Here is a 22,338-nt window from a genome sequence, read left to right as displayed (position 1 = left end):
TCGGACAGTGACCATTCACTTGCGATCCAGCACCTTACGGATCTTCTCTGCCAATTCGTCAATCGTGTAGGGCTTGGTTAAAAGCTCCGTTCCAAAATCAAGTGTGCCGTTGTGGACAATCGCGTTTCGTGTGTAGCCGGTGGTGTAGAGCACTTTTAGCGACGGGTGCATGCTCTTGACCTGATCCACCAGTTCCCGGCCGGACATCTCCGGCATGACGACGTCAGTGAACAGAAGCGACGGCACTTGCCCGCTTGCGACGGCCGCCAGCGCGTCCCGCGGCCCTTGCATTTCCAACACGGAATAGCCCAGTTCCCGCAGCGCCTCCGCAGCCATCAGCCGGACGCGATCTTCATCCTCGACAACCATGATGATCTCGTCCTCACTGCCGGGGTGCTCGCCCGCCACGGACTCGGCCGGGCTGTCGACCACGTCGCCGTGCGAGCGCGGCAGATAGATTTTCAAAGTGGTTCCGATACCCTGCTCGGAATAGATCTTGACGCTGCCGCCGGACTGGCGAACAAATCCATAAACCTGGCTGAGCCCCAGCCCGGTGCCTTTGCCAACCCCCTTTGTGGTGAAGAACGGATCGAAGGCTCTGGCCAACACGTCAGCGGTCATGCCGGTTCCGGTGTCCGTGACAGCTATCATCACATACTGGCCGGAGGGTATTGCGTTTTCTCTCGCATACCGGTCGTCGACATGGGCATTGGATGTCTCGATGGTCAGCCTTCCACCAGCGGGCATGGCATCCCGCGCGTTGACGCAAAGGTTGAGCAACGCGCTTTCCAGCTGCCCTGCGTCGACTTCCACATGCCAAAGTCCCGCGGCGAGCACGGTCTCGATTTGGATTGTCTCCCCAAGCGTCCGGCTCAGCAATTCACTCATATCCGAGACGAGGCGATTTGGATTCAGGCGCTTGGGCGCCAGAGGTTGCTGGCGAGAGAAGGCAAGCAGCCGCTTGGTAAGTTCTGCAGCACGTTGGGCTCCATCGATCGCGCCGGTCACGAACTGGTGGACGTTGGTATCGCCGTTTCTGAGCTTGCGCTGCACAAGGTTCAGTCCGCCGATGATGACAGCCAGCATATTGTTGAAGTCGTGCGCGATGCCACCGGTAAGCTGTCCGACAGCTTCCATCTTCTGGGCCTGCCGCAGGTGCTCTTCTGCTCTGGTGCGTTCGGCGACTTCGTCCATGACACGTTGTTCAAGGGTGCCATTGAGCGTCTGCAGCGCCTTGAACAGTCGAGAATTGTCGATTGCCGTCGCGGCATGGCCCGCAAGCCCCAGCAAGGCCTTCTCTTGCTGTTCGGCGAAGACGCCGATCTCTGCATGACCAAAGAAGAGGCCGCCCAGCACCTCTCCCGAACGCGAGACGACCGGTACCGCAAGATAGGAACGCACTGGCAGATGGCCCTCCGGCATTCCCTTGCGGGGCCAGTTCTTGCCGTAGCGGGGGTCGGCGAGGATGTCGTCGGAGCGCACCACGCTTCTCCCGCGGAAAGTGGGGTCGAACACCGCCGTGTTGCGAGGCATTGGAAATTTTTCGAACGCGGAGCGAGGTGCGCCCGACAGGGCGTAGAGCATGTAGCTGTCGCCCTTGTCGTCGATCACATTGTAGAAGAAAGCTCCGAATTGTGCGCCCGACAGCGCTACGCCGGCATCAGTTACCGTTTGAACAATCCGCTCCACGTCGAGCTCGGCCGCTACCGCGGCAGCGGTGACGTTCATCATCTGAAGCTGATGCTCCACCCGCTTTCGCGCGGTGATATCCATGACGGTACCAATGAAGCGGACCGCGCGCCCTGACTGGAAAAGCGACTCGCCCGCTGCCGCAATCCAGCGTTCCTTGCCGTCGTGCAAGCCGACCGTCCGATATTCGATGTCGTAGCGGGAAGACGTGCCCGGCGCGAGCGCCTGGCGTACGGCCTCGTCGGCGCGGGCCCGATCTTCTGGATGAATACCCGCCAGGAACGCGCTTTCATATGTTACCTCCGCGTCTGGCGGGAGGCCGAAAAGGGCTTTGCACCGGTCATCCCACCGCAGCGCCTTGGTGACGGGATCGTAGTCCCAGGTCCCGATAGCGGCTGCGTCCGTGGCAAGCCGGAGGCGCTCCTCACTGGCCCGGGCCGCCTGTTCCGAGCGAACGCGCTCGATGTGAGCCCAGGACCGCTCCGTCACCTCCGTCAGCAAGGACAGTTCGCGCTGTGACCAGACGCGGGGCTGCTTGTCGTGAATGGCCATCAGGGCGGTCAGCCGGCCCTGTTTTACCAAGGGCATGCAGATGGTTGCCGTTATGCCGATGTCCTGAAAGGTCTTTGCCTCCTCGGGCGCGATTTCCTCGAGGTTGTTGTTGATGATGAGCGGCCGATTGGCGCTGAGATTGGTGACCGCCAGGCGACCAAAATCGGTAAGACTGTAATACCCTCTGATGCTGGGCGAGCCGGGTGCGCTCCAGTCGCCACGGATGGTGAAATGGTCCCGGTCCTGCTCCATGTCGGCGTAGGCGCAAATCGAGACGGCAAGATGTTCGCCCAACAGACGAGTGGTGATCGCCATGACGGCGTCGGCGTCGGCCGCGAGGGCAATCTCCCTTCCAAGACGGTCGAGAAAAGCCAGGCGTTCGGCGTTCTCACGCAGCGCTCGCTCAGCGCGAAGCCGCTCTATGGCGGTACGCGTCCGGTCCGCCACTTCCGAAATAAGGGCGACCTCCTCCTTGGCCCAGCGTCTGGGCGCGGAGTGGTTCAGGTATAGCAGCGCCACCAAACCGCCATGCTCGGTAACCGGCATGTTGATGACGGATTGGGCGCTGATGGCTTTGAGAGCCTCTGCATGGTCCCTTGTTCGCGGGTCTGTCTCGGCATTTTCGAAGACAACGGTGTCGCCCCGCTTCAAGTCCTCGATATACGAGCCGTAGTTCCTGAAATTCAGGGTCCCAGCCAGGCTTTTGATGCCTGGCGCGTTCCAATCCCTCTCGATCGTGATGGTTTCTTTCTCAAGATCGATCGTGCCGTATCCGGCTCGGCTGACATCGAAATGTCTCCCTACCAGTTCCGCGGCTGCGTGGGCCAGTTCGGCAGGATCAGTAATCTCGCGTATCCGGTCGCCCAGCGCCGCCAACAGCTCGAAGCGTTGCAGTTCAGATTGACGATCGCCTGAAGTGACCCCCATATCGCCCCCGTTTTGCCCGGACTGAATAATGCGGTTGACGGCCAAGAGTTCCATTGCGGCCCGCACGCTTCTTTGACGGGCAGGCCGGCGGTTCGCGCGAACACCTTGAGTGACACACGACGAGACGCGGCTTGAACGGCAAGAAACATCTACGATGTCCCTTTGGTCGCCTTGAACTTTAGAACACTCGCGGCTCCAACGGTCGTGCGGCTTCCATTGGGCGTGGCGCTAGCCGCGTCGCTATACGCAATTGGATCTTTTGTGCGCGAACTTGCCTCGGTCCATCATAGGTTAGCGACACGTCGTGCGCTGTGCCGCATAAGCGAGAGGTCAGCGGGCATGTAACGGGCTCCGCTGCTTGGGAGACCATCGCACTCTCGCTCGTTTGGAGACGCTTGATGCTTGACCGACCCATTCGCACGGATACCCTCTACCCGAATGACCTGGACACGCTTCGCGCGGTCTTCGACGCGATGTGCCAGGAGTTTGCCATTTTGCCGGACACCGCGGCGGCTCACTCCATCGCGAGAGAGCTGATCAGGCTGTTCCAGACCGGGATCACGGAATCGGCCATGCTGATGATTGCCGTGCGCGCGCGTTGGCAGGACGACTGGCAAACGGAAGCCAGCAACGCTGCCTGACCTCCGGTTCAGGCACGCACAATCGGTGCATCCTTTTCGAAACGGTGGCGTTGACCGTCACCCTGCCAGCAATGGCCGATCCGTTATCACCACCGACAGGAGGGATCGATGCCGAAATTTCGCTTCGAGTTTATCGAAGGCATGTCCCAGCCTGCAATCTTCGCCGACATGGCTGATCGGGATGAGGCCATCAAAGAGGCGAAGCGCGGAATTATCGATGGCGCGGACCCGACCAGCGGGGTGACGAAAGTCTACGACGAGGCGGGTTATCTCGTCGTCACACTTGGATTCCAGGATCTGGTCGCCGCCCCCGAGGATTCGCAACGATTAAGAGAGGCGGACGAACCTGGCGTCATGCGGTCTGGCTGAAGCCCGATGTCTCGGTTCACCGGGGCCAGTCGAGTTCGATCCAGGCTGGCGCGTGATCGCTTGGCTTGTCCCATCCCCGTACCGTCTCATCCACGCCCGCTCCGGCCAGCCTGTTCGTGAGCGAGGGGCTCACGAGAAGATGGTCCATGCGAAGGCCGGAACTGCGGTCGTAACCGCCCCGATAGGAAAAATTCCAGTAGGTATAGACGCCTCTCTCGGGACGGATCAGCCTGACGGCGTCGGTCCAGCCATCGGCAAGCAGGTCGGCGTAAGCCTGTCGGCTCTCCGGGAAGTAGACGGCGTCGCCCAGCCATCGTGCCGGAACCGCGGCGTCGATCGGCGCCGGCACCACGTTGTAGTCGCCGCAAAGCAGGCTGGCGGGCGCGTCCTTGATCAGGAGCCGTCCGTAGTCGATCAGCCGCTCGAACCAGCGGAGCTTATAGTCGAACTTCGGACCAGGCGCCGGGTTGCCGTTGGGCAGGTATAGGCAACCAACGACGAGACCGTCGATCTCCGCCTCGATGTAACGGCTATGCGTGTCATCGGCGTCACCGGGCAACCCGCGCCGACGCTCATGCGGCTGCTTGCCCCGAGCGAGAATGGCTACGCCGTTGTACGACTTCTGTCCGTGCCATATCGCCCCGTAGCCGGCGTTGCTGATGGCATCGGCAGGAAACTTTTCGTCCGATGTTTTCAATTCCTGGAGACAGATGATGTCGTGGTGCGTCTCACCCAGCCATTTGAGCAGAACCGGCAATCGACCGTTGACGCCGTTTACGTTAAAGGTCGCGACCCGGATCATCTGAAGCCTTGAGGCATCCATTCATAAAATGGCGCTCCCCGTTTGAGCGAGTTCGGCAGCGCCCTTTGTCGGCGGCCTCAGCTCTTCACTCATATCATTCATGGCCTGCCAGCCGCCCGACGTCGTTTGAGGACGAGGTCAGCGGTTGTGTTTCGCAGGTGCTCACCTTGTCCGTCAGGATTAACCCCGAAGCGGTAAGAAGGTTTCGACGCCGAGCAGGACCGGTGTGACAACGAGATCGAAGCTCTCTGGCTGCGGCTGAAGCCGGCCGGGCTTATGCGGTCTCTCCGCGTGTCGTGCTGGAACATCGAACGAACCAGATAGTTCGCCGCTGATGGAGCAAACCTGCGGTGAAAGCCATGCCGGTCACCCGCTCGCCGACGCTGAAGATGTGCTGATCGTCGGAGGCGGGCCAGCGGGACTGACTGCGGCCCAATATCTCGCCCGTTTTCGCCATCGCGTGCTGGTGGTCGATGCCGGCCAGCCCCGTGCCGCTCTGATCCCGAAAAGCCATAACTGTCCGGGCTTTCCCGAAGGGATAAGTGGCCCCGACCTTCTCGATCGGCTTGGCCGCCACGCGAGCTTGTACGGAGCAACCTTGATGCGGGGGCAGGTGTTTTCGCTGGCCGCTGGCGAGGGAGGCTTTGATGCTGAGACCTCGATCGGCGCAATCCGCGCGCGTAAGGTTTTCCTGTCGACCGGGATTGTCGACACGACACCCGAATTGCCCCGCTTGGCGGAGGCAATTGCGGCCGGTGTCGTTCGGCTTTGTCCGGTTTGCGACGGATATGAGGTGATCGACCGGAAGATAGCGGTCGTGGGGCAGGGTGACAGAGCCTTGCACGAGGCCATTTTCCTCAGCCGATTCACACCACACGTAACGATGCTGGGGACCCATGCATCGGACTTTTCAACCAGCACGCGTCGCGCGGCGGGCGAAAGAGGGATAGTCATCCGTCACACTCTCGACAGGCTCAGCCCGGCTGCTGACGGTTGTGCGGCGATTTTGCAGGATGGAGCGACCTGCCGCTTCGATGCAGTCTACGCGGCCTTGGGATGCAAGGTGCGCTCGCACCTCGCCCTGGCCGTCGGCGCGAGATGTTGCGCGGAGGGCTACGTCACGGTCGATGAGCACCAGCAGACTTCCGTCGCCGGCATGTACGCCATCGGCGACGTTGTGAAAGCGCTGAATCAGATTGCGGTCGCGTTTGGACAAGCTGCCATCGCCGCGTCCCATGCCCATAGAGAGCTTACCGCCTAGGCCGTTTGAGCCGGCTACAAAGCGTCGTCTTTGTCCAGCGGAACAAGCCGCCACTCCGAAGGTTTGGGCAGGCAGGGCACCGGGCAGGGCAGTTGCTGGCAGGCATGGGCATGGCGTTCGACAGGGATGGACCGAAGCTATCGACCGTGCTGCTCATCGCCGCATTATCGGCACTTGCCGGGTACAATCACGCCCGCGCCAAACGTGCGCTTGTTGGCCGGGCGCACGGCCATGTCATGGAGGTTGACGGTCTTCGCCTGCATTTTATCGAAGCCGGCACCGGCATGCCGCTCATTCTGCTGCATGGAAACGGATCCATGGCACAGGATTTCAAGTCGAGCGGCATCTTCGATCAGGCGGCAAAAACCTATCGGGTACTCGCATTTGATCGGCCGGGCTTCGGGCGAAGCACGCGGTCGCGCGGCCGGCGGTGGTCTGCCCGCGACCAAGCCGATCTCATACATGCCGCCGCCGGCAGGCTGGGTATCGAGAACTACATCGTGCTTGGACATTCGTGGGGCGCTTGGGTAGCCCTCGAATTGGCGCGCAGGCATTCTCGTTCGGTTGCCGGCGTCGTGCTGGTCTCCGGCTATTACTATCCGCCGCCGCGGCTTGATCTTGCGCTGGCCGCCCTCCCGGCTCTGCCATTCGTCGGCACCGCGTTTCGCCACACCTTGCTGCCGGTGCTTGTGAGGCTTGCCTGGCCTTGGACGATGCAGAAGATCTTCCACCCAGCGGATGTCGCTGCCGACTTCGCCGTTCTCGCAAAAGATATCGCCAGCCGCCCTTCCCAACTGCGGGCGGTGTGTTCGGAATCGGCATCGATGCTGGCGGCGGCCCTGCTGACGAAGGCCAGCTACACGGACATTGGTGTCCCGACAGGCATCCTGGCGGGTTCTGGAGACCGGCTGTTCGACGCCGAGGGGGAGGCACGACGCCTGCATGCGGAGGTCGGTGGGTCCCTCCTCGACGTCGTTGAGGGCGCCGGCCATATGGTTCATCAGAGCGCCCCGGGGGCGGTGATCGCCATGGTGGACACGATTGCAGGACGGCACTCCTCGTCTGAAGAGACCGGCGGCCATGAGCCCGCGAGTTCAGGCGGTGCAGCCTCGCCGGACGTGCCAGGCGGGCGATGAGCAACGCTCGGACGACATTGGCCGCCAAACCGGGCTTTCAAAGATGAACGATCAGCATCCCGCCGACATGCAGTCGGTCCTTCAGCAGAACATACAGGCTCTGGTCGACCACAGGCGACAACAGGAGGAGCACCAAGGCGTTCAGGTGCGAATTGCCGGCATCATTTCGCGCTTCGCGGGAAGCATGCCTTTTGTCTATTTGCATCTCGCAATTCTGGTCGCCTGGATCCTTGCGAACCTTGGCCTGATACCGGCCGTCCCAGCTTGGGACCCAACTTTTGTGATCCTGGCCATGGTGGCTTCGGTCGAGGCGATCTTCCTGTCCACCTTCGTGCTGATCAACCAAAACAGGATGGCCGAACACAGCGAGCGCCGAGCGGAGCTGGATCTGCAGATCAGCCTTCTCAACGAGCACGAAACCACGAGGCTCATCGAAATGGTGGCTGCTTTGACCGAGCGCCTCAATGTCTCCACACCGGCTGATCAGGAGCTGCCGCAACTGGCCGAGAATGTCGATCCCCGGCAGGTGATGACGGAAATCCAGCAAGCTTCTGGAGATCAGGAGAAATCTTGAGCAAAAACGAAATGCCCCGCATTGGAGGCGGGCTGCCGCGGAGGCTAATCGAATAAGAGCCTACATCCAGAGGAACATTCGCTGCACTTCAAGGTTCGGTCGCGGGCCTACAATCCTCCCTTGTCTTGGCCTTCGAGGCTGTCGAAGCAGCTTCAGCCCGTCTCGGCTTTCCGAGGCGGGCTTCTCATGACTCCGCCGCGAGGTCGCGGTGACAACAGGCCGATGCGTGTCATATGGAACCAAGTTGACGCCGAGATCGTAGTAGCGGTGGCGACTTGGGGATATCCCGGATGAGCGATGGCGTTGTTCTGATCGTCGAAGACGAGACGATGATACTGCTCGACCTCGAGTCAGCTTTGGAGGAGGCTGGCTTTCAGGTCGTCGGCGTTCGAAATGCTGCCGAGGCGCTGGCGGCCTTCGACCCCGATCCCACCAGGTTCAAGGCCGTGCTCACCGACATCCGTTTGGGGCCGGGACAATCCGGGTGGGAGATCGCCCGGCATTTGCGTAGGTCCAACTCGACCATCCCAGTTGTCTATATGAGCGGCGACAGCGCGGTACACTGGGGAGCGGAAGGAGTGCCCAACAGCATTATGATCACCAAGCCCTTCTTTCTGCCGCAAATCATAACCGCCGTTTCGCAGCTTTTAAACGCTCGGCAAGCCCCAGAAACTCACATCTAGCGCTGATAAGCTTTTTCTCCTTCCACGAAAATCCATGGAACATTCTGTCCCGACCAGCGTTAGGGCGCGCCGGAGAATCCTTATTGTAGGTTTCTTGCAGTGCATGGGCGGGATGAAATGCATAGGGATGCCTATACCCCATCGGAACTTGCCGTACTGAGCCGTGTTCTTGCACGCAGCAATCTCAAGAACGAGACTGAAGCCGAGAGAGAACGGCGCGCATCGCGCATCCTTGCTTACTACCAAGCCGGGATCACGGACGAGAACGAGCTTGAACAGCTGTCCCGGCAGCCGCTGGGAAGATGACGACTGAGCGTCCGTGTCTCGGCAAGCATGCATTTATTCGTCGAGCTTTCGGTCGAGTTCGTCGAGCAACGACCGATGCTCGCGCGGCATGTCCGCATCGGTCGGTAGGTCCAGCAACTGGCGAAGCTGGCGACGGCTGGCGTCCGATGCAATCCACTGACGTATGAGACGGGCTATGGCCTTCTGTTGCGCCTTGCCGATTTCTTCCATGTTGGGAACCCGAACTTGTCCGAGGGTCGAACTCGGCGGATCCCCTCATGGTTCCCTGTCATGCATAACAAACCTGCGGTTGAGCTATGGGCCACCTCAAGGCAAGCGATGTGTGGCTGCCTGAAAGGCATCCCGAATTTTTTGCCTTGAACACGGCCGCTTTGCTCACCGTCAATTCGATTTTTCAGGCGTGGCTTCCGCCGGGACGCCCGACAGGACAGCCATTCTTGTCCTCGCATCCTGTATCCGGCCCTTGATGGTGGCTGTGTCGCAATCGCAGATGTCGGCGGCGTCTTCATAGGACAGTCCGAGCATGCAAACCAGAACGATGGCCTGCCGCTCCGGATCCGCCAGGAGGTCAATGGCACGCGCTACCCTGGGGCCGGCTTCCATCTGTTCCTGTGTGTCGGTGGCAAAAGGTTCCGACAAGCAACTCGCCGACCCTCGAGCCTGGGGGGCTGTGCCTTCAAGCCTGGCCAAGGAAGCCCTGCGCATGGTGGCGAAGATCCAGGGCTTTACCCGGCTTCCATCAAGACCATCGAGATCTGCAATCCCTTTGACCAATGTTTCTCGAACAAGATTGTCAGCTTCGTCGATGCTGCCGCTGAGCGACCGTGCGAATGCCCGCAATGCGGGAACAAGGTCGACCAGGTTCGTCTGTTCGCCAGAACCTGGCAAGGACGAGCCGCCAGGGTAGGTAACGGGCTGTGTCTGCTCCACAAGCGCCGGATCGGAAGCTTCGAGCTTGCGACGGTGTTCAGCCATCACACCGATCCTCCAGAGACATGGGACCTCTTTCGTGTCGGTCTGATCTGGTGGGGTGAAGGGTCCAAGAAGCGACAATTGTCATGTTTTGCTCCAGGCTGATACTCGGGCCCGTCATCAGCAGGGTCCTGCGTGCGAGCAAGGGTGCATTGTCCCCCGGCACGCACAGACCCAATTAATCCGGTCGCCGACTAGGCGCACTTACATAGATTAAAGCGCCCACCCACTTGCATTCATGGATCTACTCCATGACCGAGCACTGAGTGATCTATGGCTCGCGGCCCTTCGAGAGTTCTCGCTCGATGCAGTCCGATGGCCATGTTGAAGCTGGTTGGGTGGGGGGCTGATCCGATAATGGCGCGAAAATCGGCCGAATTCATCTCATCAATTTGATCTGAAGCGAGAGGCTTAGCCGCAGAACCTTGTCGCCATTTTCATCACGCACCTCGACAAACAATTTCTGTCCGTCGACGCTTTTCAATGCGTCTCTCGTAAGATCGATAAGGCCTTCGAATCCGACTCGGCGCACCTCTTCCAGGCCAGTGCATTCGACACCTATCTCATCCTGCAAGACCAAATCGCGATCGCCGGTGTCAAAGAAAAATCGTGCCATGGGAGAGCTTCCGTCACCACTAATCTGCCGGGTTCTTTTGATGCAGGTAAGTCGTGTCGAAATCCCCTGCGTGAGTGAGGCCGGGCCAGTCGATTGCATGCATTCTCGACCCCGTGGTGGCGATCAGGCCTTCACGTCGTAGTTCCTGAAGCATTCGGTTGACGTGGACCGTCGACAAACCCAATGCGTCGCCAAGTGCGGCTTGGGTTATGGGAATATCCGCAATGTGATCCTGAATGCGTCCGACCGCCCGCAAGCGAAATATGAGTTCGCACAAAATGTGAGCCATGCGGGTGTAAGCCTCACGTCTTCCAACGTTGGTGACCCACTCCCTGTACATCGCGGCGTCGATCAGCGTCGACCGCCAGAAAGCGGTGGCGATGCGAGGGTGCTGGTCACAGATGCTGCGTAGAACATCGTGTCGCATGAAGCCCACTCGGGCCGGCGTCATGGTGGAGAAATTACAATCCATGACCGACAGATGCAGCCCGTGCAGATCGGGAATGTCTCCGGCCACGAAGAAAGACGTGATCTGTCGCTTTCCTTCGCTTGTGTATTTGGTGGACCCGACCAAACCATCCAGGACGACAAACGAGTAAACAGGATGGTCACCCTCACGCACCAGGTCGTGGTTGGCGGAAAAATCTTTCTCCTGAATCGGTATGCTTTTCAAAACCGCGATTTCAGCTTCTCGAATGTCCGAGATGGTCTGAAGCTTGCGGATAAGTACATCCGAGGATGAAGTGGGGGACAAAATGGCTACCTAGCTGATTTTGCCCACCGAACTTTTATCCCGGCCAAAAGTTCCGGATGGCGGTGAAATCCGAATGAGCAGGACCTGGTTTGCCAAAGGCGCGATCAAAACCGCGGCCCATGGAACAAACGCACCCACGGCTTTGTACGTTTTCATACCTAACGCCGCTCCGCCGGAACGTAGGGTAGGCATTCGCGGTTACGTCGGACTCTTCGGGGAGTTCGCCATGGATGAGCCTAAGACAGCTTTCATTGATCGCCTGATCAAGGAAACCAGCGTCAGCGAAAAAGACGCCCGCGAACTGATAGCCCTGCTAGGGCTCAATTGGTCGTCCTTGGTCCGGGAAGCGAAGCTCCTGAAGCCACAGGCCCACGGTGCCTCTTATATGAGCGTGGACGGCGGCGGCGTCTCTGATTTCCAAACGAATTCTAACCAGGTCTCCGAGCAAGGCGGCCATTCTAGCCCGCTGGTCGGAAAGGCTGACACGTAGCGCCCGCGCTATTACGAGTTCGTTCAAAGTCCTTGTGGAGATTCTGGAAGCATGGCCGGCTAAACGGCCATCGTCGGCGGCGGTGACTGCTGCCAACAGAAGCGGCTCATCGAGAGCCGCATCGTTGGCGCGTTGCTCCATAGAACGCAAGACCGCGCGCGCTGCCACTGCCTGCAACACTTTAATCCGCGCCTCAGGAACGGAGTGGTCCCACTGACGTTCTCGACGGTGGCAAGGTGAGACCTCAGTGAACAGACCCATTTCGCGGACGGAAATCATCGAAGAAATGGATCACCCGTCGAATGACGGGGACCTCGCGAGAGACCAGGGCGCCTCGCCTTCCGCCGCAATCGCGGCGGCGCTGGCCGACTCCCTTGAGAGCGGTCCAAACAAGCATATTGTCCATATAGCCGCCTCGGAACGCAGTGCCGAAGAGACCGCTGCGGCTTTGCGTCAGTTTCTGCCGAGCGCGGACGTCATCTTGCTGCCGTCCTGGGATTGCCTGCCTTACGACAGGGTATGGCCGACACGCGCCAATATGGGGCGGAGGCTTCGCGCTCTGCGTGAGATCGCGAGCGAGCCAAAACGTCCGCGCATCGTGGTTCTGTCGATCGAGACTACTCTCCAGCGGGTGCCGCCCGCACCAGTCATTGCTGGCGGTTTTACAATTCTGGAACTCGGACAAGAGTTCGACCCGGATGGTTTCCGAACGAGAGCAGAGGCGATTGGATACGGTGTCGACGAAAGGGTCGACGAACCGGGCGAGATAGCTTTTCGGGGCGACCTCATGGACATATTCCCTGCTGGCGCCGATCACCCGGTTCGTGTCGTCATCGGTACAGATAGCTGCATCCGGGAACTCAAGGCCTATGATCCCATCAGCCAGCTTAGCGAACAGTCGCGCGAGTCGGTCACGGTTGGGCCGGCATCCGAGTTGATTTTCGCAACAGGGGATCATCCCGAGTTGGCAGCGATGCGCGAGACGTCGATGGAAGAACGCCTCGTCGCGTTATACGGCAGCATGCCGTCGGTCTTCGATGTGGCATCCGGCGCCTGTGTCTCCATCGCGGAAGGTCTCGAAGGCGCGCCGCTCGACCGCTTCCTGGGCCTGATCGAAGATGCTCGTGGTGCAAGGCAGGAGGTTGCCGCGCCCGCCAAACCCTTGCCGGAACAGTTTTACCTGTCGCGTCAAGAATGGGACGTCGCAGTCCGTAAACGCCACGGCACGAGTCTCGCCGTTTCTGCCGCGCGAGTTCCCAAATTCTTCCAGCAGGCGCGATCCGGGGATCAGTTCGCCGAATTTGCGGAAAGGCAGACAAGGTCGGGTGTCACTGTGGCGTTCGCGGGCGAGGCCTCCGAACTGCGGCGAGCCGATCGTCTGCTCGATCGGAAGCTTGGTCGGCGAATGGGGGAAGTGGCGGACTGGCCGCGGATCCGTTCGGCCCCAAGGGGCTCTCTTCTCAAGGCCGAGATCGTTCTCGACGAAGGCTTTGTCGACGAGCAATCTGGCATCGCGGTGGTGGCCGCAGCCGACCTGTTTGGCCACGCCTTGAAAGCAAACGGCAGCGCGGCCACCAGCATACTCGAACCCGAGTTGCGCATTGGCGACGTCGTCGTCCATGAGGACCATGGCCTGGCCACGCTGGTGGCGGTCGAACAGGTCGAGTTGGCCGGTCAGCAGCAGGATGTCGTCAGGCTGGAATATCAGGACGGAGCTTCCTTGCTGGTCCCGGTCGATGAGTTTGGGCGGATATGGCGCTACGGCTCGGAACCCGGTGCAGTGCCGCTCGATCGCTTGAACAGCGATGGGTGGCTCAACCGACGCAAGGCGGCGCTGCGCGATATCGACAGGCTGGCCAAGCGCTTGAGGGACCTTGCCAATGCCAGGTCCAGCCAGCCTGCCGCAATCATAAAACCCTCTCGCGCGGACCTTGCCCGGTTCGCGGCGCGGTTTCCCTATACCGAGACTCCCGACCAGGCTGCCGCCATCCGCGACGTGCTCGGCGACCTGTCGTCGGGGAGAACAATGAATCGCCTTGTCTGCGGCGACGTCGGCTTCGGCAAGACAGAGGTGGCCCTGAGGGCCTGCGCCGCCGTGGCCCTCTGCGGGAAGCAGGTGGCGGTGATAGCGCCGACAACGGTGTTGGCACGTCAGCACTACGAGACGTTCAGCAGAAGATTTGCGGGAACCGGCCTCGACGTCGCCCACCTCTCGAGAATGGTCGGAGCGGCGGAGGCGAGAGCGGTGAAGGAGCGGCTGCGGAGCGGTCAGGTCGCGGTGGTTGTGGGTACCCAGGCCCTGGCGGCCAAGAGCGTCAGCTTCGCCAATCTCGGGCTGCTGGTGATCGACGAGGAGCACCGGTTCGGTGTCAAGCTGAAGCAGGCGCTGCGGAACATGGCGCCCCGCCTTCATACGCTGAGCATGAGCGCCACGCCGATACCGCGGACGCTGCAATCGGCGATGTCAGGCGTCCAGGAGGTCAGCGTCCTCAACTCTCCGCCCGCCAAAAGACGTCCCGTTCGCACCATCCTAGCGCCCTTCGATCCAGCTTCGGCAAGAGCCGCCCTTTTGCGCGAGTTTCGTCGGGGCGGACAGAGCTTCCTGGTGGTTCCGCGCATCGAAGACATCGATCCGGTTCGCCTGCAGCTAAACAGACTGGTGCCGGAACTCGCGGTCAAGACGGCGCACGGCGAAATGAAAGGGAGACAACTGGACGACATCATGGTCGGGTTCGCTAACGGTGACGGCGACGTCTTGTTGAGCACTGACATCATCGAGAGCGGCCTCGACGTGCCGCGGGCCAACACCATACTGATCTGGCGAGCGGACAGGTTCGGTCTGGCACAGCTGCACCAGCTTCGCGGCCGGGTCGGAAGGGGGGCGGTGCAGGCTATTGCTCTTCTTCTGACCGAGCCTGGCATCGAACTGGCCGAAGGCACAAAAGCCCGACTTTCGACCATGATTGCGCTCGATCGGCTTGGCTCCGGCCTTGCGATCAGCCAAAGGGACCTCGACCTGCGCGGGGCAGGAGACCTTTTCGGCGAAGATCAAGCCGGACACATGAAGCTGATCGGAGCAGGCCTTTACCAACATTTTCTGCAGCGGGCGGTCTCGCTGGCTGCGGGAGGGGCCGATACCGACAAGCAGCTTGCCGACATCAACGGCGCCGGAAAAGGGGCCTTTCCCGAAAGTTACGTCAACGAGCCGACGGTGCGCGTCAGCCTCTATGCGAGGCTGTCTCGTTTAGCTGCCGAGACGGACCTCGATGCATTCGGCGAAGAGCTTGAGGACCGCTTTGGAGACATGCCCGGCGAAGTGGCGGATTTACTGGAACTGACCAGGTTGCGCATAGCCGCGGCGGACCTGGGCATCAGCAAAGTCGATGTGGGACCAGAAGGGATCGCGATTACCTTCCGCAAGAAGCCGGTGGCATCAAAATGGCGCTTTAAAAACGCACAGGGCTTCGAGTTCCGCAACGGCCGGCTGATTTTCAGGCCCCCGATCCAGTCTCGCGGCTCAGGTATCGATGCCGTACGCTCGGTGCTCGGTGCCTTGCGTGCAGCCCGGCCGGCGCGGCGCCGCCCATGATGGGTTCGCTCGGATCGCCGGTTCCAGATCGTGGGGAAAGTCCGGCGCTTCGATGGGCAGTTCGTCAGCCGGCGTTCTTTCCCTTTGAGTCACGGCCGGAAGCATTTCGGCGACCTCGATGAGGATATCCTTGACGAAGTGATTGATCTGGGCGCCCATCTACCGCGAGCCTGTTGTCTCCGATGGCGTCCGAACTTGCTGCCCGAACCAAAGTTCCCGCCTGAAACGCGTGACGAGGCGAGCGAAAGTCAGCTAATGCCGTGTCCGGCGTGCGGTTCGCTCAAGGCATCACTCCGGCTTGATGGGCCGTCATGGCAGCCATGTTCTGATCCAGATGGGCCATGATCCAGACTGAGCCCAGAACCACCAGCGCCACGATCAGCACGCCGAAGGCCAGGGCCAGGACGTTGTTGGTGTTGTCCGGTCCGGTCGTCAGGTGGAGAAAGAAGACAAGATGCACCCCCATCTGCGCGACAGCGAGCACCACCAGGGCCGAAATCACCGCCGGCTGGTAGATCAGGTTGGTCTGAGCCGCCAGGAACGAAGCAATCGTCAGCAGGATGGCCAGGCCGAAGCCGAGCAGGTAGCCAGAGAGGCCCCCCGCCATTTCGTGCTCGGTTATGCGTTCCTCGCCCGGCGCTGAATCGCGGCGGTCTGGCGTCTCGCCGGCCCCGCTCTCGCCCCCGATTTCGGTCATGGCGATACTCCTAACAGATAAACCAGGGTGAAGATTGCAACCCAGATGATGTCGAGCGCGTGCCAGAAGAGCCCGAAGCAGTGGAGCCGCCGCAAAATATCGGGTCGAAAACCCTTGACCCACAGCTGCGCCATCATGGTGCCTAGCCAGAGCAGGCCAAGTGCGACGTGGGTCCCGTGGCAACCAACGAGTGCGAAAAAGGCTGAAAGAAATGCACTTCGAGACGGGCCTGCCTGCTCGCCGGCCATCGCCGCGAACTCCTGCACCTCCAGGAGCAGGAAGGCTGCCCCGAGCAGGCCCGTAACCAGCAGCCAGAACTGGGTGGCAGCCATCGATCTGCGGTGGCTCGCGAGCGTTGCCAAGCCGCAGGTGAAGCTTGAACTGAGCAGAAGGCCCGTTTGCACCGCAACGCGCGTGGGTTCGAACAGATCCTTGCCGGTCGGTCCGCCGGCGGTTGCCTTGGCGAGCACGGCATAGGCGGCGAAGAAAGCCGAGAACATGATGATGTCGGACAGCAGAAAGATCCAGAACCCGTAGGCAACGGTGACGAACTTCGACGCAGGGCCGCCCTGTCCGTGGCCCGTCGCGGATCTTGCACCATGGCTGCCGGTGCGATTGACCCGGTATTGGTCGCGTGTCTGGCCGTCGGCGCTGATGTCGGTGGTGAAGGCGTGATCGCTCATACCGGACGTTCCCAGCTGCGCAGGAAGGCAAGCCGCGCGGCTCGGCCGTTTCGGTCTATTCGCGCGACCTCATCGGCGGGGATCTCGTAGTCGCCATGATCGCGCCAGGCGAAGACGACGAAGGTGGCGTAGGCGCCGATGAAGCCGACGATCGCCAGCCACCAAATGTGCCAGATCAGCGCGAAGCCGATCAGCGTGCTGAAAAAAGCGGTGACGAAGCCCGTCGGGCTGTTGCGCGGCATCTCGATAGGCTCGTACGCGGCCTCCGTCTCCGCGCTCTGCTCCTCGATCCCCCGCTGCTTGATGGTCCAGTAGGGTTCTTCGTTCTCGACATGTGGCAGCCGCGCAAAGTTGAAGGCGGGTGGAGGGGAGGGTGTCGACCATTCCAGCGAACGCCCATCCCACGGGTCGCCGGTCTCGTCGCGAAGCTTGTCGCGATGCCGGATCGAAACCACCAGCTGCATGATCTGCAGTGCGGCGCCGATGATCATCACCAGCACGCCGAACGCGGCCACCACCAGCCACGGTGCCCAAAGATCCATGTCGATGTGCTGAAGGCGCCGCGTCATGCCAAGCAGGCCGACGATATAGAGGGGCACGAAGACCAGCATGTAGCCGACCAAGGTGACCCAAAACGCCGCCTTCCCCCAACCTTCGTGCAACCGGAAGCCGAATGCCTTGGGGAACCAGTAGGTGAAGCCGGCGAAGGCGCCGAACAGCACGCCCGAGATGATGACGTTGTGGAAATGTGCCACGAGGAAAAGCGAGTTGTGCAGCACGAAGTCGGCGGGCGGGACGGCTAGCAGAACGCCGGTCATGCCGCCGACGGTGAAGGTGGTGACGAAAGCCAGTGCCCAAAGCATGGGCGTGTCGAAGCGAACGCGCCCGCCATACATGGTAAAGAGCCAATTGTAGATTTTTACGCCGGTGCCGACGGCGATGACCGAGGTGGCGATGCCAAACGCGGCATTGACGTCGGCACCGGCGCCCATGGTGAAGAAATGGTGCAGCCAGACCATGAACGAGACGATGCAGATGAACATCGTCGCCGCGACCATCGAACGATATCCGAACAGCGGCTTTGACGAGAAGGTCGAGAAGATCTCGGAAAAAATCCCGAAGGCTGGAAGCACCAGGATGTAAACCTCGGGATGGCCCCAGGCCCAGATCAGGTTGACGAACATCATCTGATTTCCGCCGGCTTCGTTGGTGAAGAAATGGAAGCCGAGATAGCGGTCCAGCGTCAGCATCGCGAGCGTGGCGGTGAGGATCGGGAAGGCCGCGACGATGAGCAGGTTGGATGCCAGCGATGTCCAGCAGAACATCGGCATGCGCAGGTACCCCATTCCCGGCGCACGCATCTTGAGGATGGTCGTCACCAGGTTCACGCCGGTCAGCAGCGTGCCGACGCCGGAGATCTGGATCGACCACAGATAGTAGTCGACACCGACGCCCGGCGAGTAGGTGGTTTCCGACAAGGGCGCATAGGGCAACCAGCCGGTGCGCGCGAACTCGCCGATGACAAGCGAGATGTTGACCAGCAGGGCTCCGGTAGCCGTCAACCAGAAGCTGACCGAGTTGAGTGTCGGAAAGGCGACATCGCGGATGCCAAGCTGCAGTGGCACGACGAAATTCATCAGTCCGATGATGAAGGGCATTGCCGCGAAGAAGATCATGATCGTGCCGTGCGCCGAAAAGATCTGGTCGTAATGCTCGGGCGGAAGATAGCCTGGACCGTGGATGGCCAGCACCTGTTGCGTGCGCATCATGATGGCATCGATGAAGCCACGCAAAAGCATGAGCATCGCGAGCACGATGTACATCACGCCGATGCGTTTGTGGTCGACCGAAGTTATCCACTCGCTCCACAGATAGGGCCAATATCCCTTGAGACTTATCCAGCAGAGCACCGCTGCCGCGGCGAGGAACACCGCGAAGGCCGCAGCGAGGGGGATAGGTTGGTCGAACGGAATCGCCGACCAATCGAGCTTGCCGAGCATCGTCATTCTCCCCCTTCTGCCTGCTGGTGGTGCGCCATGGCCGCCGCTCGTAACGCCTTCGGACTGACCTGTGGCTCACCGCTGCCGGCACTTTCAGCGGGGCCGGGGCCGGGCGGCAGCGTCTGCTGAACAACCGCTTCGAACAGCCCGGGCTGCACGTGGCCGAACGAAGCCGGCGGCAGGTTTGTGCTTTGCCGGGTGAGCTCGCGGTAAGCGTCGGCGTTGAGCACGCCGCCGCCGCCACGCAACGATGACGTCCAGCGGGTGAACGCATCAGGCGAAACCGCGGTCACGCTGAAGTTCATGTCCGAGAAGCCGTCGCCGCTGAAATGCGCCGACTGACCGAAATAGCTCCCCTCGCGGTCGGCCTGCAGATGCAACTCGGTCTGCATGCCGTTCATGACATAGACCATGCTGCCAAGCTGAGGCACGAAGAACGTGTTCATCACGCTGGCCGAGGTCAGCTTGAAACGCACGGGAACGCCGGCCGGGATGACCAGCTGGTTGACCGCCCCAACACCCTGCTCGGGATAGAGGAACAGCCATTTCCAATCGAGCGCCACCACTTGGATGTCGAGCGGTGGCTGCGCCGAGGCGATCGGTTTGCGCGGATCAAGGTGATAGGAACCGTAATAGATCAGTCCGCCAAGGAAGAGGATGGTGAGCGTCGGAATCGACCAGACGATCAACTCGATCCGACCGGAATAGGTGAATTCCGGGTCGTAACGGGCATTGCTGTTCGAGGCGCGGAACTTCCAGGCGAAGGCCAGCAGTGCGATCAGCGTCGGAATGACGATCACCAGCATCACCGCCAGCGAGTTCAAAAGGATCGTGCGATTGCCCGCGCCAATTGGCCCTTGCGGGTCGAGCACGCCCCCCGCGCAGCCGGGCAAGAATGCGGCTGCGGGTATCCAGAGCAGCGAACGCGCCGGCTTGAAGGTGGGTGGCAATAACAGTGGCTGCGCCACGCATCTCGGGGAGGACGCGTCGTGAGGGCACGCGTTCTTCGCGTTTTCCATCTAAGTCTTCCCTGACGCAGAATTCGAGATACGCCCGGTGTCGCCTGCCGCCCAACGAACGCCTAACTGGCGCCTGTGACGTTTGTTCCGCCGCCGCCCGTCTTGGGCCGCCCGGGCGGCAAAGCCGGCGCGTTTTTGACAGATCTTGAGAACCGCAGCAGAGCGCTGCGCTCGGACAGGCTCAGCTATTTGGAACCGTCGCCGGCTCGCGCACGAATTTCATCTTCGGCGGCACGGCAAACTCCGTGAACCGATCAGCCAGGCTGTCAAGAGCTTGACGCATGCCCATGCCAGCCGCCGCCGCCCCATGTCCACTGATGACCATCTGCGGCTTCAGCGCGGCCAGGCGCTTCACCGATCTTTCCGCCGCATCCCAGTCCGGCGTGAAATAGCGTGGCGGACCGTGCATCTCGAGATCCTGAACGGCGACCTCATAGACCGACTCCTGGCCTGTGGTGATGAAAGCGTCCCCTACGATCAGCGAGCGGTCCTCCTCGCGCCAGAGCGAGACATGCCCCGGGGCGTGTCCTGGCGTGTGCAGCCACTGCCATCCGGGCATTCCGGGGATCGAACCGTCGGCCGGCAAGAGTTCCAGACGGTTGCCAAGATCGATCGGCCCGCGTGGAAATAGCGGCGAGAGCAGCGCCATCAGTCCACCCCCGACCCAGGGGTCCGGCGGCGGATAGGATGTGGTCCCGTCCAAATAGGGGCGCTCGAGCGGGTGCGCGAAGACAGGCACGTCCCACGTATTCGCCAGGTCCAGAACCGTTCCCACATGGTCGAAATGGCCGTGCGTCAAGATGATCGCAGCCGGCCGCGCGTCAATCCCGAAGCGCTTCTCCGCCACAGCAAGGATGCTGCTCCGGGACGTCGGCAACCCGGTATCGATCAGCACCCATTTCCGGTCTCCGCTGCCCGGTGCGCCGAAGAACACGACATTGACGATTGCCAGCCGCAAATAACCCAGATCCGGTGCGATGCTCCAAGCACCGTCGCCACGATCCTCGCGCCTGGCGTGGTCGATATCGGAAAGTTGAATTTGAACGGTCATGTGATCCCGTGCCTCTGTTGTTTGCCGGGCAGCCGGTCGAGTTAAGCGACGCCGGTGCTACATCGCCCCGAACTTGGCTCGAGCCTCCTTGTTCCTGATGTCGCCAATCGCCACCCAGCTCGCGGCTGGTCGACCACCGGAACAAAGGCTCGGCCAGTCGGTTCGGCTTTACCCCGCTCAGGCAGGATGAGGGGTCAGCTGAGCTGAGCAATGGGATGCGGCTTGCCTGATCGGATCCGGCGTTTTGCCAAGGCAATTCGCGGTCCAAACAGGGCGGCCGAGTTTGAAACCGACTGCCCAAAGGAGACTTCGAATGGACGAAGTGGGACGCACGGACGGGCACGAAGTGGGTGAGTCGGCTCCGAAAGCTTCGCGCTTTGCCAGTTTTTTCATGGCGGGCTTTGAGTGCTCCTCGCATCGGCGCAAGGATGGCGTCCGCCTCGACCTTATTCGTGCGACTTCGCATAATTTGCATGCCCTCGGCGATTACCGGGCCTGCGCCGAACTCGGCCTGCGCACCATTCGCGATGGGCTGCGCTGGCACCTGATCGAAACCGCTCCCGGAACCTATGACTGGTCAAGTTGGATGCCTATGGTCGAGGCAGCCCAATCGGCAGGGGTCCAGGTCATCTGGGACATCTTCCATTATGGATCCCCGGATCATGTCGATCAGGGGTCCATCCAGTTCATCGATGCCTATGCCTCGTTCGCGGCGGAAGCCGTGAGGGTGTACCGTTCGATAACCGGAACATCGCCTCTGTTGTGTCCGATCAACGAAATCTCCTTCTTCGCCTGGGCCGTCGAGGTCGGCTATTTCCCGCGCGTAGGGCCGAACAAGCGGGGATGGTTCAAGCGGCACCTCGTCAAGGCTGCCATCGCCGGTGTTCGTGCAATGCGGGAGGTCGATCCGGCATGCGGATTTGTCTGGGCCGAGCCGCTCATCCACATCGCGCCTCGCGACCGGACCCGCGGCGAACGGCGCCGCGCCGAAAACGCCCGACTGGGACAGTTCGAGGCCTACGACATGTTGCTGGGCCGCGTCGAACCGGAGTTGGGCGGCAGCGAGGATGTTGTCGACGCCGTGGGCCTGAACTTCTACCCACACAATCAATGGTACATAAATGGACCGACCATTCCGATGGGGCACCACGAGTACCGTGCTCTGTCGGAAATGCTGATCGAGGTCGCTCATCGATACGGCAAGCCGATGTTCATTGCCGAAACCGGCTCGGAGGGATCGGGCGGGGCGGCTTGGCTCCACTATGTCTGCGACGAGGTGCGTGCGGCGATAAAACTCGAAGCGCCGATCGAGGGTATTTGCCTGTATCCGATAACCGCTTACCCCGGGTGGGATAATTCCCGACATGCGGAGGTGGGATTGTTTTCCGTCATCCAGGCGGATGGCACGCGACGCCTCCGCCAGCCCGTCGCGGACGAACTGGTTCGGCAGCAAGATCTGTTCGCACCAAACCGGACGCGTTGAAGGAGCGGCCGGCAACCAGGCGGGGGCGGCGTTGTGGATGCCGC

At 61.1% G+C, this 22,338-nt stretch carries 20 protein-coding genes; 9 read left to right on the top strand and 11 right to left on the bottom strand.

From position 1 onward, the window contains the following. Window positions 1-15: 15 nt before the first annotated feature. Window positions 16-3,222, bottom strand: a complete 3,207-nt coding sequence (locus LB555_RS14665) for a GAF domain-containing protein (RefSeq protein ID WP_015316405.1) — start codon at window positions 3,220-3,222, stop codon at window positions 16-18. A 344-nt stretch (window positions 3,223-3,566) separates the two neighbouring features. Here LB555_RS14665 and LB555_RS14660 point away from each other — a divergent pair, with 344 nt between their 5' ends. Beyond that, a complete protein-coding gene (locus LB555_RS14660; protein ID WP_015316406.1) occupies window positions 3,567-3,809 on the top strand; it encodes a hypothetical protein in 243 nt (80 codons plus the stop codon). Window positions 3,810-3,917: 108 nt separating this feature from the next. Continuing rightward, the gene (locus tag LB555_RS14655) at window positions 3,918-4,178 is read left to right on the top strand and encodes a hypothetical protein (protein WP_224683143.1); all 261 of its coding nucleotides are present in this window, start codon (window positions 3,918-3,920) and stop codon (window positions 4,176-4,178) included. 16 nt (window positions 4,179-4,194) lie between these two features. Here the strand turns inward: LB555_RS14655 and xth are convergent, their stop codons facing one another. Beyond that, window positions 4,195-4,980, bottom strand: coding sequence for an exodeoxyribonuclease III (xth, locus tag LB555_RS14650; RefSeq protein ID WP_015316408.1), 786 nt, complete (start codon window positions 4,978-4,980; stop codon window positions 4,195-4,197). A gap of 334 nt (window positions 4,981-5,314) precedes the next feature. Between xth and LB555_RS14645 the strand changes: the two genes are divergently transcribed. The 4 genes from LB555_RS14645 (at window position 5,315) to LB555_RS14630 (ending at window position 8,634) form a co-directional block, all read left to right on the top strand. Continuing rightward, window positions 5,315-6,241: an NAD(P)/FAD-dependent oxidoreductase gene (locus LB555_RS14645; protein WP_140715614.1), complete on the top strand. Its 927-nt coding sequence runs from the start codon at window positions 5,315-5,317 to the stop codon at window positions 6,239-6,241. Between the two features lie 104 nt (window positions 6,242-6,345). Then, a complete protein-coding gene (locus LB555_RS14640; RefSeq protein WP_224683142.1) occupies window positions 6,346-7,377 on the top strand; it encodes an alpha/beta fold hydrolase in 1,032 nt (343 codons plus the stop codon). A gap of 43 nt (window positions 7,378-7,420) precedes the next feature. Beyond that, window positions 7,421-7,951 carry a DUF1003 domain-containing protein gene (locus LB555_RS14635; RefSeq protein WP_140725922.1) on the top strand — a complete coding sequence of 177 codons (531 nt, stop codon included), beginning with the start codon at window positions 7,421-7,423 and terminating at the stop codon, window positions 7,949-7,951. A 290-nt stretch (window positions 7,952-8,241) separates the two neighbouring features. Next, window positions 8,242-8,634 carry a response regulator gene (locus LB555_RS14630; RefSeq protein WP_015316412.1) on the top strand — a complete coding sequence of 131 codons (393 nt, stop codon included), beginning with the start codon at window positions 8,242-8,244 and terminating at the stop codon, window positions 8,632-8,634. Between the two features lie 339 nt (window positions 8,635-8,973). On the opposite strand, the gene LB555_RS14620 is transcribed toward LB555_RS14630, so the two are convergent. The 4 genes from LB555_RS14620 to LB555_RS14605 all read right to left on the bottom strand — a co-directional run bounded on the left by LB555_RS14620 (window position 8,974) and on the right by LB555_RS14605 (window position 11,282). Then, on the bottom strand, window positions 8,974-9,150 hold the full coding sequence (locus tag LB555_RS14620; RefSeq protein WP_157163632.1) for a hypothetical protein: 177 nt from the start codon (window positions 9,148-9,150) through the stop codon (window positions 8,974-8,976). Window positions 9,151-9,321: 171 nt separating this feature from the next. Further along, entirely contained in the window at window positions 9,322-9,915 is a 594-nt protein-coding gene (locus tag LB555_RS14615; RefSeq protein WP_140790229.1) for a sigma factor-like helix-turn-helix DNA-binding protein, read from the bottom strand. Window positions 9,916-10,291: 376 nt separating this feature from the next. Then, on the bottom strand, window positions 10,292-10,528 hold the full coding sequence (locus LB555_RS14610; protein WP_140660820.1) for a DUF6894 family protein: 237 nt from the start codon (window positions 10,526-10,528) through the stop codon (window positions 10,292-10,294). Between the two features lie 19 nt (window positions 10,529-10,547). Continuing rightward, entirely contained in the window at window positions 10,548-11,282 is a 735-nt protein-coding gene (locus tag LB555_RS14605) for a Crp/Fnr family transcriptional regulator (protein ID WP_140614625.1), read from the bottom strand. A 73-nt stretch (window positions 11,283-11,355) separates the two neighbouring features. Here LB555_RS14605 and LB555_RS14600 point away from each other — a divergent pair, with 73 nt between their 5' ends. Both LB555_RS14600 and LB555_RS14595 read left to right on the top strand, forming a co-directional pair. Continuing rightward, window positions 11,356-11,772, top strand: coding sequence for a hypothetical protein (locus LB555_RS14600; protein WP_041163349.1), 417 nt, complete (start codon window positions 11,356-11,358; stop codon window positions 11,770-11,772). A 247-nt stretch (window positions 11,773-12,019) separates the two neighbouring features. Next, the gene (locus LB555_RS14595) at window positions 12,020-15,361 is read left to right on the top strand and encodes a DEAD/DEAH box helicase (protein WP_224683141.1); all 3,342 of its coding nucleotides are present in this window, start codon (window positions 12,020-12,022) and stop codon (window positions 15,359-15,361) included. Window positions 15,362-15,641: 280 nt separating this feature from the next. Here the strand turns inward: LB555_RS14595 and cyoD are convergent, their stop codons facing one another. From cyoD to LB555_RS14570, 5 genes are all read right to left on the bottom strand, one after another. Further along, window positions 15,642-16,058, bottom strand: coding sequence for a cytochrome o ubiquinol oxidase subunit IV (gene cyoD, locus LB555_RS14590; protein WP_140614624.1), 417 nt, complete (start codon window positions 16,056-16,058; stop codon window positions 15,642-15,644). Beyond that, window positions 16,055-16,741 (bottom strand): cytochrome o ubiquinol oxidase subunit III, encoded by a 687-nt coding sequence (gene cyoC, locus LB555_RS14585; RefSeq protein ID WP_140614623.1) that lies wholly within the window; start codon window positions 16,739-16,741, stop codon window positions 16,055-16,057. Before cyoC ends, cyoD begins: the two co-directional genes overlap by 4 nt. Continuing rightward, window positions 16,738-18,741: a cytochrome o ubiquinol oxidase subunit I gene (gene cyoB, locus LB555_RS14580; protein ID WP_224683260.1), complete on the bottom strand. Its 2,004-nt coding sequence runs from the start codon at window positions 18,739-18,741 to the stop codon at window positions 16,738-16,740. Before cyoB ends, cyoC begins: the two co-directional genes overlap by 4 nt. Window positions 18,742-18,743: 2 nt before the next feature. Beyond that, window positions 18,744-19,760, bottom strand: coding sequence for a ubiquinol oxidase subunit II (gene cyoA / locus LB555_RS14575; RefSeq protein ID WP_224683140.1), 1,017 nt, complete (start codon window positions 19,758-19,760; stop codon window positions 18,744-18,746). A gap of 181 nt (window positions 19,761-19,941) precedes the next feature. Next, the gene (locus LB555_RS14570; RefSeq protein WP_224683139.1) at window positions 19,942-20,811 is read right to left on the bottom strand and encodes an MBL fold metallo-hydrolase; all 870 of its coding nucleotides are present in this window, start codon (window positions 20,809-20,811) and stop codon (window positions 19,942-19,944) included. A gap of 313 nt (window positions 20,812-21,124) precedes the next feature. Here LB555_RS14570 and LB555_RS14565 point away from each other — a divergent pair, with 313 nt between their 5' ends. Beyond that, window positions 21,125-22,294: a beta-glucosidase gene (locus LB555_RS14565; RefSeq protein ID WP_181171001.1), complete on the top strand. Its 1,170-nt coding sequence runs from the start codon at window positions 21,125-21,127 to the stop codon at window positions 22,292-22,294. The last annotated feature ends 44 nt before the right edge of the window (window positions 22,295-22,338 follow it).

This window comes from Mesorhizobium sp. BR-1-1-10, assembly GCF_020165595.1.
In the GTDB taxonomy this organism is placed as follows: Bacteria; Pseudomonadota; Alphaproteobacteria; order Rhizobiales; family Rhizobiaceae; genus Mesorhizobium; species Mesorhizobium australicum.
This window is presented reverse-complemented; position numbering and strand designations above follow the sequence as displayed.

Coding starts and splice junctions, on each gene's coding strand:
- LB555_RS14665 (WP_015316405.1), bottom strand. CDS start 3,222: ATGGAACTCTTGGCCGTCAACCGCATTATTCAGTCCGGGCAAAACGGG.
- LB555_RS14660 (WP_015316406.1), top strand. CDS start 3,567: ATGCTTGACCGACCCATTCGCACGGATACCCTCTACCCGAATGACCTG.
- LB555_RS14655 (WP_224683143.1), top strand. CDS start 3,918: ATGCCGAAATTTCGCTTCGAGTTTATCGAAGGCATGTCCCAGCCTGCA.
- xth (WP_015316408.1), bottom strand. CDS start 4,980: ATGATCCGGGTCGCGACCTTTAACGTAAACGGCGTCAACGGTCGATTG.
- LB555_RS14645 (WP_140715614.1), top strand. CDS start 5,315: ATGGAGCAAACCTGCGGTGAAAGCCATGCCGGTCACCCGCTCGCCGAC.
- LB555_RS14640 (WP_224683142.1), top strand. CDS start 6,346: ATGGGCATGGCGTTCGACAGGGATGGACCGAAGCTATCGACCGTGCTG.
- LB555_RS14635 (WP_140725922.1), top strand. CDS start 7,421: ATGAACGATCAGCATCCCGCCGACATGCAGTCGGTCCTTCAGCAGAAC.
- LB555_RS14630 (WP_015316412.1), top strand. CDS start 8,242: ATGAGCGATGGCGTTGTTCTGATCGTCGAAGACGAGACGATGATACTG.
- LB555_RS14620 (WP_157163632.1), bottom strand. CDS start 9,150: ATGGAAGAAATCGGCAAGGCGCAACAGAAGGCCATAGCCCGTCTCATA.
- LB555_RS14615 (WP_140790229.1), bottom strand. CDS start 9,915: ATGGCTGAACACCGTCGCAAGCTCGAAGCTTCCGATCCGGCGCTTGTG.
- LB555_RS14610 (WP_140660820.1), bottom strand. CDS start 10,528: ATGGCACGATTTTTCTTTGACACCGGCGATCGCGATTTGGTCTTGCAG.
- LB555_RS14600 (WP_041163349.1), top strand. CDS start 11,356: ATGAGCAGGACCTGGTTTGCCAAAGGCGCGATCAAAACCGCGGCCCAT.
- cyoD (WP_140614624.1), bottom strand. CDS start 16,058: ATGACCGAAATCGGGGGCGAGAGCGGGGCCGGCGAGACGCCAGACCGC.
- cyoC (WP_140614623.1), bottom strand. CDS start 16,741: ATGAGCGATCACGCCTTCACCACCGACATCAGCGCCGACGGCCAGACA.
- cyoB (WP_224683260.1), bottom strand. CDS start 18,741: ATGCTCGGCAAGCTCGATTGGTCGGCGATTCCGTTCGACCAACCTATC.
- cyoA (WP_224683140.1), bottom strand. CDS start 19,760: ATGGAAAACGCGAAGAACGCGTGCCCTCACGACGCGTCCTCCCCGAGA.
- LB555_RS14570 (WP_224683139.1), bottom strand. CDS start 20,811: ATGACCGTTCAAATTCAACTTTCCGATATCGACCACGCCAGGCGCGAG.
- LB555_RS14565 (WP_181171001.1), top strand. CDS start 21,125: ATGGACGAAGTGGGACGCACGGACGGGCACGAAGTGGGTGAGTCGGCT.